Origin of the sequence: Microbispora cellulosiformans (assembly GCF_008728085.1) — a bacterium.
Classification (GTDB): domain Bacteria; phylum Actinomycetota; class Actinomycetes; order Streptosporangiales; family Streptosporangiaceae; genus Microbispora; species Microbispora amethystogenes.
The window spans coordinates 456,827-470,489 of sequence record NZ_VYTZ01000006.1 but is presented as its reverse complement, the minus strand read 5'-3'; the positions used below and the strand labels follow the sequence as shown (position 1 = coordinate 470,489).

At 72.3% G+C, this 13,663-nt stretch carries 11 protein-coding genes; 5 read left to right on the top strand and 6 right to left on the bottom strand.

Translation table 11 applies throughout. The annotated features are described in order from the left end of the window. Positions 1–26 precede the first annotated feature (26 nt). Both F5972_RS19155 and F5972_RS19150 read right to left on the bottom strand, forming a co-directional pair. Positions 27–1,511, bottom strand: a complete 1,485-nt coding sequence (locus F5972_RS19155) for a class I adenylate-forming enzyme family protein (RefSeq protein ID WP_225311635.1) — start codon at positions 1,509–1,511, stop codon at positions 27–29. After that, positions 1,495–3,060 carry an NAD(P)-binding domain-containing protein gene (locus tag F5972_RS19150; protein WP_150934909.1) on the bottom strand — a complete coding sequence of 522 codons (1,566 nt, stop codon included), beginning with the start codon at positions 3,058–3,060 and terminating at the stop codon, positions 1,495–1,497. The genes F5972_RS19155 and F5972_RS19150 overlap by 17 nt, the downstream gene beginning before the upstream one ends. Positions 3,061–3,122: 62 nt before the next feature. Here F5972_RS19150 and F5972_RS19145 point away from each other — a divergent pair, with 62 nt between their 5' ends. Then, a complete protein-coding gene (locus F5972_RS19145; RefSeq protein WP_150934908.1) occupies positions 3,123–4,613 on the top strand; it encodes an aromatic amino acid ammonia-lyase in 1,491 nt (496 codons plus the stop codon). Positions 4,614–4,642: 29 nt separating this feature from the next. Here the strand turns inward: F5972_RS19145 and F5972_RS19140 are convergent, their stop codons facing one another. Continuing rightward, positions 4,643–5,239 carry a serine hydrolase domain-containing protein gene (locus F5972_RS19140; protein ID WP_150934907.1) on the bottom strand — a complete coding sequence of 199 codons (597 nt, stop codon included), beginning with the start codon at positions 5,237–5,239 and terminating at the stop codon, positions 4,643–4,645. Positions 5,240–5,421: 182 nt separating this feature from the next. Between F5972_RS19140 and F5972_RS37325 the strand changes: the two genes are divergently transcribed. From F5972_RS37325 to F5972_RS19125, 3 genes are all read left to right on the top strand, one after another. Continuing rightward, a complete protein-coding gene (locus tag F5972_RS37325; protein WP_191910206.1) occupies positions 5,422–6,912 on the top strand; it encodes an Ig-like domain-containing protein in 1,491 nt (496 codons plus the stop codon). 307 nt (positions 6,913–7,219) lie between these two features. Next, entirely contained in the window at positions 7,220–7,903 is a 684-nt protein-coding gene (locus F5972_RS19130; RefSeq protein WP_404803065.1) for a VOC family protein, read from the top strand. 107 nt (positions 7,904–8,010) lie between these two features. Next, complete coding sequence (locus F5972_RS19125; protein WP_150934905.1) at positions 8,011–8,877, top strand: dihydrodipicolinate synthase family protein; 867 nt, start codon at positions 8,011–8,013, stop codon at positions 8,875–8,877. Here F5972_RS19125 and F5972_RS19120 read toward each other — a convergent pair. After that, complete coding sequence (locus F5972_RS19120; protein WP_150934904.1) at positions 8,874–10,151, bottom strand: DUF6716 putative glycosyltransferase; 1,278 nt, start codon at positions 10,149–10,151, stop codon at positions 8,874–8,876. The two genes, F5972_RS19125 and F5972_RS19120, sit on opposite strands and share 4 nt — an antisense overlap. Next, the gene (locus F5972_RS19115) at positions 10,148–11,200 is read right to left on the bottom strand and encodes a hypothetical protein (protein ID WP_225311634.1); all 1,053 of its coding nucleotides are present in this window, start codon (positions 11,198–11,200) and stop codon (positions 10,148–10,150) included. The genes F5972_RS19120 and F5972_RS19115 overlap by 4 nt, the downstream gene beginning before the upstream one ends. A gap of 98 nt (positions 11,201–11,298) precedes the next feature. Between F5972_RS19115 and F5972_RS19110 the strand changes: the two genes are divergently transcribed. Further along, on the top strand, positions 11,299–12,117 hold the full coding sequence (locus F5972_RS19110) for an aldo/keto reductase (RefSeq protein ID WP_150934903.1): 819 nt from the start codon (positions 11,299–11,301) through the stop codon (positions 12,115–12,117). 45 nt (positions 12,118–12,162) lie between these two features. On the opposite strand, the gene F5972_RS19105 is transcribed toward F5972_RS19110, so the two are convergent. Next, a complete protein-coding gene (locus F5972_RS19105; protein WP_225311633.1) occupies positions 12,163–13,431 on the bottom strand; it encodes an RNA-guided endonuclease InsQ/TnpB family protein in 1,269 nt (422 codons plus the stop codon). Between the last annotated feature and the right edge of the window lie 232 nt (positions 13,432–13,663).

The window sequence follows — 13,663 nt, the reverse complement described above, 5'->3', positions numbered from 1 at the left end:
GTGCCGCCCTTCTCGGCGGACGCGCGTCAAGGGGCGCTGTTCCCGGCGCGGGGTATCGCGGTGGTCAGAAGGCGCTTGTCCGGTTTGCCGTTCGGCGCCGTCGGCACCTCGTCGAGGACGGTGATGGTCGCCGGCACGCATGCGTCGCCGAGCCGCTCGCCGACCAGCGTCCGCAGCGAGCCGAGGTCGGGGATCCGGTCCGCCGCCGGCACCACGAACGCGTGCACCGCCTCGCCGGTGTCCTCGTCGGGGGCGCCGACCACGTACGCCTCCGCGACGTCGGGGGAAGTCGCCAGGGCCCGCTCGATCGGACCGGCGTAGTAGAGGTTCGCGTTGACGATGATGACGTCCCGTGTCCGCCCGGCCAGGTACAGTCGTCCGTCCTCGTCGAAGTGGCCCAGGTCCCGAGTGCGCACCCACCCGTCGACGAACACCTCCGCGGTCTCCGCCGGGTCGGCCCAGTATCCGACGGCCTGCGCGGGGGTACGGACGTACAGCTCGCCGTCGACGCCGGGCGGGACGGGCCGGCCGTCCGCGTCCCGGATCTCGACGTCGACGACGTCGGGCGGGAACCCGACCGACGGGGGGACGTCCTGCGGCGTGGCCATGGAGATCGTGCCGGTCTCGGTCTGCCCGTAGCCCTGGAACACGACCGGGCCCAGCACGTCGAGTGCTTCGCGGAGCCGGGACGCCTCCATCGGCGACCCCGACACCATGAGCGCCCGGAGGCTGCTCAGGTCGGCCGGGGCGGCGCGCTGGGCGGCGACGAGCTTGTACAGGCGGGGCACGGTGATGACGCTGGCGGTCGCCCGATGCCTGGTGATCGCGTCGGGGAACGCCGGCCGGTCGGCGACGACCATGGTCCCGCCCGCGGCGAGCGTGAGCACGCCGTACTCCATCATCACCTGGCTGCCCAGCGACCCGAAGACGAGGTAGCGCCGCAGCCGGGAGGCCAGTTCGCGGATCGCGGGCGGCCACGCCGCCGGGCGGGCCGTCCACGCCGCGTCCATGGCGGCGTAGGTCTGTGCGCAGGCCTTGGGCGTGCCGGTGCTGCCGCTGGTGTAGACGAGCCGGGCGACGTCCTCCGGCCGCCCGGACAGGCGCAGCGGGCCGTCCACGCCGGGTGTGGACAGCAGCTCGGCGACGGTCAGCGTGCGCCGCGCGTGCTCCGGCCCGGTGGCCGCGTCGGTCACGACCGCGGTGATGTCCTGGTGGAGCACGTGGCGTAACTGGCCGTCGGGCAGTCCGGGCCGCACCCCGACGGCCCGGGCTCCCACGACGTAGGCGGCGATCGTCGCGGCGAACGCCTCCGGGGTGACGCCGAGCATCATGGCGAGACCGTCCCCGGGCCCGACGGCCGCGGCGCGCAGCCCGGCCGCGATCCGCCGGACGAGGCCGAGCATCTGCGCGCCGGTGACGGCACGGGCGCCGTGCTCGAAGACGGGCCGGTCCCCGGCCGCGGCCAGCAGGTCCAGAACGGCCCGCGGGTACGGCTCAGCCGACGTCGGCAAGGCACTCCTTGACGAAGACCGCCAGAGGCTGCTGGTGCACCTCCGGCAGGTTCCAGTGGTTCTCCAGGTTCTCCGCGAGGTGGTGGACGCCGGCCGGCACGCCGTCCCGGTAGTGCCGCACCACCGGGTGCAGGTAGCTCGCGTCGTGGGCGTTGACAGCGTCGTTCTCGACGACCCTCGGGATCGAGATGTCGAACGGGTCGACGGCGTCGTGGCCCTCGCCGTACTCCAGGGTGACGACGAACGTGTGCCGGGCGCGGCCGAGGCCGCCTTCGGCCACGTACGCCACCGGGACCTCCTCCTGGTACCGCGCGGTGGCTCCGTTCCCGGTGCCGGTCACGGTGACGACGTCGCCGAGCACGCCGAACTGCTGCCACAGCGCCGACGAGCGGTTGACCCGGGCGATGATCGCGTCACCGATCGCCTCGGGGGTGGGCTCGACCTGCTCGGCCGGCCAGGTCCCGCCGTGATAACGGGTGGTCAGGATCCGGTAGAGCGCGCGCGCCCCGTACCGGAAGCCGTGGATGAACCCGCTGGTGGCCTTCTTGAAGTCGCGTTGCTGGGTGAGCGTGCCGGCGAAGTACAGATCGGGCACGTTGACGGACTCGTACGCCGGCGTCTGCTCGGGGAAACGGTCGTTGATGACCAGCGTGGGCCGGCAGCCGTCGTCGAACACCGAGGCGTCGAACCGGAAGCCGGTGCACACGACCACCCGGTCGTAGAACAGCTCGCGCAGCGCCTCCACCGTGCGGGCATAGCGGAACATCACCCGGTAGCCGCCGTCGGCGCGGCGTTCGATGCTCTCCACCGTGCCGTCGAGGACCGTGTTCTGGGACTTCAGCTGGTAGCTGTCGAGGAAGTTGTTGTTCACCGCGCGCAGGTGCCCGACGAAGTGCGACTGCCAGGCCATCCTGACCGAGTGCGGCCCGGCGACGTGGATGACCGCGGCCTGGTCCATGAGCGCGTCGGCGGTCTCGAACGCCGAGTTGCCCTTGCCGATCACCAGCACCCGCTGGTCGACGAAGGACGGCGGGTCGGTCTCGAACGTGTCGTAGCGTTCGGCGTGCTCGATGCCCGGGATCGGCGGGACGTAGAGCTGCGAGACCCCGGTGGCCACGACCAGCCGCCGCCCCCGCCAGGTGCGTCCGCCGCGGTCGGTGGCGATGAACCCGTCGTCGTCCCGGCCGATCCGGACGACGTCGACGTCGTAGTGCGCCTTGACGCCGGTCGCCGCCGCGTAGTCGGACAGGTAGCGCACGAGATCGTCGGCCTGCGGGAAGTACTTCTCGCTGTAGCGGGTGAACAGCAGCTCGGGATCGTCGCTCAGCAGCGAGTTCCAGTCCATCCGCAGCCGCAGCTCCGGATCGTCGTACCCCGTGTGCACCTTGTTGATCGAGATCAGCTGGCGGTGCCGCGGGTACCGGGTGAAGAAGGTGCCCGGGCCGGCTCCGCGCTCCAGGACGACATAGTCGTGACCGCCGTGTTCGAGCAGTGCGGCGAGCTGCAGCCCGGCCGGTCCGGCCCCGATGATCAGGTAGTCATGCGCCATGAGCCGGAAGCTACGGACGAATTCTCATAGGATTCTGAGAATCGGCTGCCTACGGTCCCGGCATGTCCGCCGTCGAAGGCACCATCAACCTCAGCGCTCCGCTGCGCTCAGCCGACCTGCGCCGCGCCGCGACACCGGTGTCCGTCGTGGTCGACTCGGCCGTCCGTGACCGAGTCGAGCGCGGCCGTGGCTTCCTCCGCGACGTACGGGAGGAGGAGCGCCCGGTCTACGGCGCGACCACCGGGTTCGGCGCCCTGGTCGGCTTCGCCGGCCGGGAGGAGGAGGCGGACCAGTGTGACAACACCCTGGCCCACCTCGGTGCCGGGCAGGGGCCGGATCTGGCCCATGACCTGAGCCGGGCCGCGCTCCTCGTGCGTGCGTGGTCGCTCGCCCAGGGGGCGTCCGGGGTTTCGGCGCACGTGGTCGACGGGCTCGCCGCGATGTTCACGACGACGTTCGTCCCGGCGATCCCCCGCTACGGCTCGGTCGGCGCGAGCGGCGACCTGATCCCGCTCGCCTATGCCGCCCAGGCGCTGCGCGGCCGGGGACAGGCGTATCTCGACGGCTCGCGGATGCCCGCGGCCGAGGCGCTGCGCCACGCCGGGCTGACCCCGTTGACGCTCGACGGCCGGGACGCGCTCGCGCTCGTCAACGGCACCTCCCTCACCACGGCCGCGACCGCCCTGGCCCTGGACAGCGTCCGGTCCTCGCACCGCGCGCTGCAGGCGCTCACCTGCCTGCTGGTCGATCTGCTCGGCTGCGACCCGGGCTTCCTCAATCCGCGCCTGCTCGACGCGTACGGCCATCCCGGCGCGACCGACGTCGCCGACGGCATGCGCAAGACCCTCGCCGGGATCGTCCCGGCCGGCACACGCGCGCTGCAGGAGCCGTACAGCATCCGCTGCTCCCCGCAACTGCTGGGCGCCGCCGAGGACGCCCTGCGCTACGTCGACGGTGTCGTCGCGGCCGACCTGTCCAGCGTCAGCGACAACCCGTTGTTCTTCCCCGACGACGACCTGGTCGTGCACGGCGGCAACTTCTTCGGGCAGCCGGCCGCGTTCGCCGCCGACGTCCTGGCGATGGTCACCGCCCAGCTCGGCAACCTCGCCGAACGGCAGCTCGACCTCCTCGTCGACCCGGCCCGCAACGGCGGCCTGCCCCCCATGCTCGCCGCCGGACCCGGCCGCCAGCACGGGATGCAGGGGGTGCAGCTCGCCACGACCGCGTTCGTCGCCGAGATCCGCCGCGCCGCCGTGCCGGCCGGCATGCAGAGCCTGCCGACCAACCTGCACAACCAGGACGTGGTGCCGTTCGGCACCCAGGCCGCCCTGCGCGCGTACGACATGGCCGACCTGCTGCGGCTGCTCTGCGGGTCGCTGGCGGTGGGGCTGCGGCAGGCGGCGCACGTCGGCGCCCGCCGCCCCACGGCCTCGGGCTGCGCGGCGCTCCTCGACACGCTGGCCGAGGCGATCCCCGCGATCGATCCCGACCGCCCGCTGGACGCCGACGTCCGCAAGGCCGCCGACCTGCTCACCGCGACACCCCCTCTCTGAGAACCATCGTCGGTTCCGCTGACTGGCGCTCACGGAGCACAGAACTCGGCGGCCAGGAGCCGGTTGACGGCCTGGTCGGTGGCGGCGTCGTCGCGGGGGTGCATGGCGTTGGCCACGACAGTGAGATCGCGGCGGTCGCTGTAGAAGCTGTAGGTGGCGTAGCCGGGGATGTGGCCCTTGTGCCCCCAGACCTCGGCGCCGCACGGGAGGGTGAGGCTCATCAGGCCGAGGCCGTAGGCCAGTCCGGGACCGGGGACGGTCCGCTTCATCTGCGCCAGCAGGGAGGCGGGGATGATCTTTCCGCGGGTGAGGAGGAAGTAGAAGCGGTTGAGGTCGGCGGCCGTGGAGATCATGCCGCCGGCGGCCCAGGCGTGGGAGGAGTCCGAGCGGGTGATGTCCTCCAGGCCGCCCTTCTCGTCGGTGGTGAAGCCGTTCAGGTGGGTGCCGGGGATGGTGCGTTCGGTGGTGGGCAGGAACGTGTTGCCCAGGCGGTACGGGAGGAGAATCCGGTCGTACAGGGCACGGGACAGGTTCTGGCCCGTGACCTTCTCGGCGAGCAGGCCGAGGGCGATGTAGCCGGTGTTGGAATACGCCCACCGGCCGCCGGGGGCGGAGACGGGCGGCAGACTTCGTCAAGGGTGACCCACCCCGGGCGCGCCCACCTCGGCGAGGGAGAGCGACCGGCGCTCCCGCCTGCCACGACAGAGGTTGGCGGCCAACCAGTCGTGGCGAGGGCAGCACGTCGCCTTGCACCCTCACCTTGATCACATGTAGTTACTTGTCAACCACAGAGAGTAAGGATGACAAGTTGAACCGCATACCGTGTCAGCGGCGCGGCCTCGCCGGCCGTGCCAGGGCCGTGGCGACGGCGACCCTCGCCGGGGCCTTCATGATCCCCCTGCTCGCGGCGACCACCGCGGCGTCCCAGGCACAGGCCGTCCCCGGCCCCGCCATGAGCAGGCCCGGCCACCAGGCCGCAGCCGCGCCCTGCGTGCGGCAGGGGCAGGCCAACTACCCGGTCGAGTACTACTGGAAGAACGCGTTCGGCATGCGGCTGGGCAGCGGCTCGATCTCGGTCGTCACCTCGCCCTCGCTCTGGGGTGGTCAGATCGCACCGGGCAGCACCTTCACCCTCACCCTGACGCACCGTACGGCGCAGTGGCCGCTGCTGGTCCGGACCTACACCACGATGTGGGACGTGTCCTCCCTGCTCGCCAACGCCCAGGTGGTGGGGTCGGTGAGCAACGGGACTCTGAGCGGCAACACCCTGAGCGTCACGTCGCCGGGCACCAAGACCGACCCGGCTCCGACAGTCATCACCTTCCGGGTCAGGCCGGGCACCGCCGGGCGGAGCATGACCATCCGCCCGAGCGGGATCAGCAGCGTCATCGCCGCTCCCGGTCAGCTCGGCAACAACGCCTCCGCCCCGCCCATCAACATCGTCAACGGGCAGTCGATCTCGCCCACCAACGCGGCCGACGACACCGCCGCCACCACGGAGAACACCGCCGTCACCGTGCCGGTGCTGGCCAACGACACCGCGACGGCGCCGACGATCAGCCAGGTGACCCAGCCCGCCAACGGCACGGTGCGGATCTCCGGTGACAAGCTGGTCTACACACCCGGCAAGGACCGCGCCGGCACCGACACCTTCACCTACACCATCGAGACCGCCTGCGGCAGCAGCACCGCCACCGTCACCGTCGCCGTCACCTGCACCCGCAAGCCCGTCGATCTGGTCAACGGCAGCTTCGAGGCGCCTGTCGTGAACCGGTACGACTGGAACATCCCCGACGCCTCCACCAACCCCGGCGTCGGCTGGCGGACGACCGCCTCCGACCGCAAGCTGGAGTTCTGGAACAGCTCCAGCGGCGTCCCGGCCGCGGACGGCCAGCAGTTCGCCGAGCTCAACGCCAACGAGCCCTCCACGCTCTACCAGGACGTCCCCACGGTTCCCGGGACGGTGATGACCTGGTCGCTGTATCACCGGGGCCGGGCGGGAACCGATGTGATGCGGGTCCTCATCGGCGCACCGGGCGCCACCACCGCGCAGACGCCGGACGGGGCCGCCTCCCCCGACATCTCGGACGGCAACACCGCCTGGGGACGTTACACCGGCACGTACGTCGTGCCCGCCGGGCAGACCGTGACCCGCTTCGCCTTCGAGTCGGTGTCGGCCGCCGGTGGGAACCCGGCGGTCGGCAACTTCCTCGACGGCGTCGTCTTCCAGACGCCGCCCTGCCTGCCGATGACCGCCAATGCGGCGTCCGGCAAGGCGGCCACAGCGCGTCAGTCCTGACGTGCCGGACCACCCGCACGCGTCGATCCAGGCAGCGGGAGCGGTGGTCCGATCACCATGAGTCACGCTTCCGGCCGAGGTAGGGGAACCGGCCGCGAGCGGAAGGGGGCGGTGCGCGTGCGCACCGCCCCCTTCCCTTCATGCCGAGGATCCCTTCCGCGGGGCCCTGCTCGCCGGCCGTCTAGAACGATCCATGTGCGAGTTCCGCCGAAGGCTGTAACCATCACCGGAGCCATCGTCAGGCGACGGGAAGGTGGATGACGTGAGCGAGCCCGCGATCCGGCCGAACGAGACGACGGTGCCGTTGATGCCGTGCGCGTCGGTCGAGGAGACCTTGGCGTTCTACGAGGCGCTGGGGTTCGAGGCGACCTACAAACAGAGCAAGCCCTATGTCTATCTGGCGTTGCGGTGGAGCGGGATCCATCTCCACTTCGGCCCGGCGCCCAAAGACCTGGATCCGGTCCGGGAGGAGTCGGGAGGCTGCCTGGTCCTGGTCGACGCCGTGGCGCCGTACCACGCGGCGTTCGTCGCGGCGATGCGCCGGGTCCACGGGAAGGTGCTGAGCTCCGGCCTTCCGCGTATCACCCGCTACCGGCCCGGCGCGTCCCGGTTCACCCTGATCGACCCGTCCGGAAACTCGATCATATTCATCCGGCGCGACGAGCAGGCCGAGGTGGAGTACGGCGGCTCGAAGAAGCTGACGGGCCTCGCCAGGGCGCTCGACAACGCCCGGATCCTGCGCGAGTTCAAGAACGACGACCTCCAGGCCTTCCGTGCGCTCAAGTCCGCGGTGCGCAGGCACGGCGCGGACGCCCCGGCGGCCGAGCGGGCCATCGCCCTGTGCCACCTCGTCGACCTGGCCACGATTCTCGGTGAGCCCGCCGATCCCTGGCTCTCCGATCTGTGCGGTCTGGAGCTGACCACTGACGACAGGCGGCGCGTCGAGTCGGAACTCGCCCATCTCGACGGCCTGCGGGAGTGGCTCCCCTGAAAGCAGGAGCGCCTCATGCAACACCCCCACAGCGAATTAGATTTACTAATGCCTGAATTCAGGACATTTTAATTGTCCTTATAGATTGCGTGCCGGACGCTACCGGCATGACACCGACCGGTTTGTATGTCCCACTGATCACGCCCTTCGACGCCGAGGGCGCCGTCGCCCTGACAGCGCTGGAGGCCCTGGCGCACGACGTGCTGGACGCCGGCGCGACGGGCGTCGTCGCGCTGGGCACCACGGCGGAGCCTGCCTCGCTGACGGACGGCGAGCGACGTGCCGTCGTCGACGTGGTCGCCGGGGTGTGCCGGGATCGCTCGGCGGAGCTTCTGGTCGGCGCGAACACGGCCGAGGCGCTGACGGCGCTGCGCCGCCGTCCCGAGGTGACCGCGGCCCTCACGCTCGTGCCGCCGTTCGTACGGCCCGGCGAGGCCGGGGTGGTCGCGCACTTCGCCGCGCTCGCCGCGGCGAGTCCGGTCCCGCTGGTCGTCTACCACGTGCCGTACCGGACGGGCCAGCACCTGTCCGCCGACGCCCTCCGGCGGCTGGCCGGGCTGCCCGGCGTGGCCGGGGTGAAGTACGCCGCCGGAGGGATCGACGCGGAGACCGTCGAGCTTCTGGCGGACCCTCCGGCGGGCTTCGCGGTGCTGGGTGGCGACGACGTCGTCATCTCCCCCCTGCTGGCGCTCGGCGCGCACGGCGGGATCCTCGCCTCGGCGCATCTCTGCACCGCGCGGTTCGCCGAACTGATCACCTTGTGGTGGTCGGGCGACGCCGCCGGGGCCCGGGCGCTCGGCCACCGCCTGGCGGCCCTGTCGGCGGCCCTGTTCGCCGAGCCCAACCCCGCCGTCGTCAAGGCCGTCCTGCACGCGCGGGGCCGCATCCCGGCCCCCGGCGTACGGCTGCCGCTGCTGCCGGCCGGCCCCGAGGCGCTGAGACGGGCGCTCCGGGCGGCGGACGCCGTCGTCTAGAGAGCCTTGAGGTAGCGGCGCATGCGGCGCTTGGCGCGGTAGCCGTACCGGAGGACCTTGGGCGGCACCTCCAGGCGCAGCCGGGCTCGGCGGCGGGCGGCGGCGTGCTCGGGGCCGTCCAGGAGCGAGCGGGCCGGCTCCAGCGTGCCCGCGCGGGCCGCGGCGACCAGCGCCGCCACCCGGCCGGACCAGTCGGTGGCCGAGGCGTCGTGGAAGTAGTTGGCCCGGCACCACTCCGCGTCGGGGGTGCGGAAGTCGGCCTTCGCCAGGTCGTCGAGCGTGCCGAGGCAGCCGCTGCCCTCGAACACCAGGTTGATCATCTCGGCGCTCACTCCGAAGTCCGACAGCACGAGCAGCGGCACGTGCCCGGCGATCGCCTCCAGCGCGGCCGTCGAGCTGACCGTGACGAACCCGGCGGCGCGCGACAGGTGCTCGTGCATCGGCCCGGCGGCGAAGCGCACCAGGTCGCGGTCGACCCGGCCCTCGTCCGCCAGCGCGTTCCACAGCCGCTCGTAGTGGTGGCGTTCGTTGTGCGTCTGCCGCTCGTCGTCGCGGGCCCGCAGCTTGACCACCACGTCGAGGTCCGGCCGGGCCCGCGCGAGCGCGGCCAGGGCGAGCAGGACGTCCTCGCGCTCCTCGCGGCGGCGGGGCACCTTCGCCTGCGTGGCGAACACCACCCGGTCGCGGACACCCCCGCCGGTCCCCGTGCCGGTCTCCATGCTGCTCCCTGTGCTGGTCCCCGCGCTCGTCCCCGTGCCGAGGCCCGCGCCGAGGTCCAGGTAGGGCAGCCGGGCGAGCGCCACCGCCCCTCCCCCGCCCAGCTCACGGCCGATGGCCGAGAACTCGGCGACCTCCCGGCCGCTGTGCACCACGAACAGGTCGCAGCCGCTGCGGAACAGCCAGGCCTTCTCCGTCGCGGGCACGGAGATGCCGGGCAGCCCCGACACCAGCACGGGGCGGGGCCGCAGCCCGGCCAGCGTCTCCGCCGCCAGCGCGTCCACCACGGGCCCGGTGCAGGCCAGCAGCACGACATCCGGCCGGAACCGCTCGGCGGTCCGCCGCAACTGCCGCGCCGGCAGCACCGCGGGCAGTTCCCGCCCCGCGGCGCCGGCCCGGGTGCCGCTCACCGCGGCCGCGATCTGCGCCGCCGAGGGCGTGATGGGGGTACGGACGACGACCAGGTCCGTGGTCCAGTCCTCCGGAAGCGCGTCGAGCAGGCCCGCGGCCCACTTGAGGTACGAATCGGAGTCGGCCACGGCGAGCAGACGGGTCAAGGAGCGACCTTTCCTTCACTTGTTCGGGGAGAGTCCGGCGGCGCCCCGCTCGTCTGCTGGGGCTGGTGCGCGAACAACTGGAGATGGGAACGGAGCGACGGGGCGGCCGAGGAGGTCCACCAGTCGTCCGGCACGTCCACGGCCTCCACCGGCACGCCCCGGGCCGACAGCAGTACGCGCAGCGAGGTCACGGCGGTGGACGGCAGGCTCAGCACCCGCTGGCCCGGCCGCAGGTCGCGCAGGGTCATCTCGGCCGGGGCTCCGGCGTCGTACACGGTCAGGCCGGAGATGCGGCGCACCCGGTCGAGGTCGCGGGGATCCTCGCGACGATGGGGGTAGTACGCGACGGGCTCCTCGATCCGCTCCAGCCAGCGCAGGTAGCGGTCACGGTGGATGAGCCCGTTGCGTACGAGCGAGGTGCCGAGCACGACCGTGCGCTCCGGTGGCGGCCGGTCGGCGGGCTGGGCGCGCAGCCAGGCGAAGTCGTGCCGGACCAGCCGGACGCCCGCGCCCTCCACCTCCTCGGCGAGGCCGGCGGGCACGGGGAGCGCGGTGAAGACCGACGGCCGGCGCGTGCGCAGGCGGAGCCCCGCCGCCGCGCCCAGGACCCTGCGGCCCAGGCTCGCCGTCGCCCGGGCGCGCAGCAGGGGGCGCCGCGCGACCAGTAACTCCAGCAGACGGATCGTGGCGAGCCCGTCGTCCACGAGCACGGTGTGCCCGGGAACGGCCGTCACGAGGGCGAGCTGGACCCGTCCCGAGAAGGCGTCGCCCACCGCCCAGGTGCGGCTCGGCCGGGGAATCCGCTCGGACGGCTCGGCGAACTCCAGCCCCTCGGGCAGCCCGAGCCGCCCCAGCTCACGCCGGGTGAGCCGGAGCGCGGGCAGCCCTGCCCGCGGCACCACACGGGTGGTGCGGCCGAGGAGCCCCGCATGGTGCGCCTCGACGACGCACAGAAGCTGCAGGGGGGACTCCACCCATGCGACGGCCTGCCCCTGCCCGGCGGCGTGGCGCCGTCCCTCGTCATCCACGCCGCGTGAGGATTCGTTCACGACGCGCTCACCCTAGCCATCCCATGCGACGTACGAGGGAACTCGGGGTGAACGGACCCCGAAGGGATCATGCCGGGGCGTTCGGGCAGCATAGGGGCATGGAAGTCATCGACTTGAACAACGGCGTTCCCATGCCCCGGCTCGGCTTCGGCGTCTGGCAGGTGGCCGACGACGAGGCGGAGAAGGCCGTGACGACGGCGCTCGAACACGGCTACCGGAGCATCGACACGGCCAGGCTCTACCAGAACGAGGAGGGCGTCGGCCGGGCCCTGCGCGCCTCCGGCATCCCCCGCGAGGAGCTGTTCGTCACCACGAAGCTGTGGAACGACCAGCAGGGCTACGACGAGGCGCTGCGCGCGTTCGACGACAGCACGCGGCGGCTCGGCCTGGAGACCGTCGACCTCTATCTGATCCACTGGCCGTCCCCGAAGCAGAACCGGTACGTCGAGACGTGGCAGGCCCTGGAGAAGCTGTACGCCGACGGCCGGGTCCGGGCGATCGGGGTGTCCAACTTCACGGTGGAGACGCTGGAGCGGCTGCTCACCGAGACCGGCGTGGTCCCCGTGCTCAACCAGATCGAGCTGCACCCGCAGCTCGCCCAGCGGGAGCTGCGTGAATTCCACGCGCGGCACGGCATCGCCACCGAGGCGTGGAGCCCGCTCGGGCAGGGCCGGGGCCTGCTCGACCTGCCGGTCCTCGCCGAGATCGGCGCCAGGCACGGCAGGACCGCCGCGCAGGTGGTGCTGCGCTGGCATCTCCAGCTCGGCAACGTGGTGATCCCGAAGTCGGTGACGCCCTCGCGCATCAGGGAGAACATCGAGGTCTTCGACTTCGAGCTGAGCGCGGACGACATGGCCGCGATCGACGCCCTCGACGCCGGCCGCCGCCTCGGGCCCGACCCCGCCACCTTCGGTTGAACTCCTCCCCGGCCTGAGGCCGGAGATTCTCCCGTCGTGTCGCGGTTAAGCGGCGTGCGGGGGTTGACGCTTCGCGGACCGGGCAGCCCCGAGGTCTCCACGTCCTGACACCGCGGTTCCTGCGGCGTTGCGTATGTTGATCGCGGCGTTGGTGTCGGCGTGCCCGGCCCACCCGCACGCGGAGTTGACACAGGCGTACCTGATCCCGTTCCGGGCCGCCGGGTCGCGGTGGCCGCACCGGTGGCAGGTCTGCGAGGTGCCCGGTGCGGGGACCTTCACCACCAGCCCGCCGCGATCACGGGTCTTGTATTCCAGCAGGGTGACGGTGCGGCCCCACGCCTGCCCGGTGATGGCGCGGTTCAGCCCCGCCTTCTGCCGCACGTTCCGGCCGGGGCGCTCGACCGTGCCCGTGGCGGAGCGGACCATGTTCATGATCGGCAGGTCTTCCACCACGACCACGCCGTAGGTGCGCGCGAGTTCGGTGGTGGTCTGGTGCTGCCAGTCGACGGCTCGGCGCTTGGCTGTCGCGCGGAGCCGGGCTATCCGGTCATAGGTACGGGCCAGCCGTCTGGATATGGACCGGCCGGGAGAGCGAGTACGGCGCTGGCGGGCGGACTTCTTCTCCAGCCGGCGAAGGCGTTCCTTCTCACCGCTGGTGAGCCATTCCCCATGCTCACTCGTGGTGCCGTCCGACAACGCCAGGGCGACGGTGACTCCCCGGTCGATCCCGACCGGCTCGCCCCGGTGGACGACCGGGGCCGCCGCGACCACGGCTTCGGTGCGGAACACGATCTGCCACCCGAAGGCGTCCTTGACCAGCCGCGCGCCGGTGATCCGCCCGGCCGGTCCACCCCTGGTGACGCCGGGCAGGTCCCTGGTCCACCGGAAGCGCACCCGCCCGACCTTGGGCAGGTTGACCGCGCCCCACCGCCGGTTCAGCCGGGCGATGTTCAGGTCCCGCCCCTGGGGGACATCCACCGCCAACCGGGACCGGGACCGGCTCTTGAAGCCGGGCCGCCCGGCGGGATGGGCGGGGTCGAAGAAGTTCGCCCACGCCTGCCGGTAGGTTCTCAGCACCGCTTGGGCCGCCTGGGCGGGCAGCCGCCCCACCCAGTCGATCTCGCGGCGGGCCCGCCGGATCGCGGCGTCGCAGTCCTTGACCGAGGCCAACCGGCCCTGCCGGAAGGTGCAGTACTCGTGCAGCAGGTTCCACAGCGCGCGGGCGGTGTGGGCCTGACCGTCCAGCACCGCCACCTGGGCGGCGGTGAGGTCGAGTCGCGCCACGTGCGCCCGCGCCTGCCTGGCCACCTCCACGCCCGGATCGTACCCCCGGGTTTACGCCACCGTGACGGAATCCACACGGTGAGTGACCCGATCTGCGGCGCGGGCGGGCTGGGCGGCCAACCGCACTGAAGGGCGTCTCGGAGCGGATCCCAGCGAGATATACACCGCTCCCGTCCGCTGGTACCCCGTGGAGCGGACACTTCTGGGTGCGGCTGCCCCCTTGCCGGAAGCGTGGGCAACACACCGCTCACGGTCCTCAAGC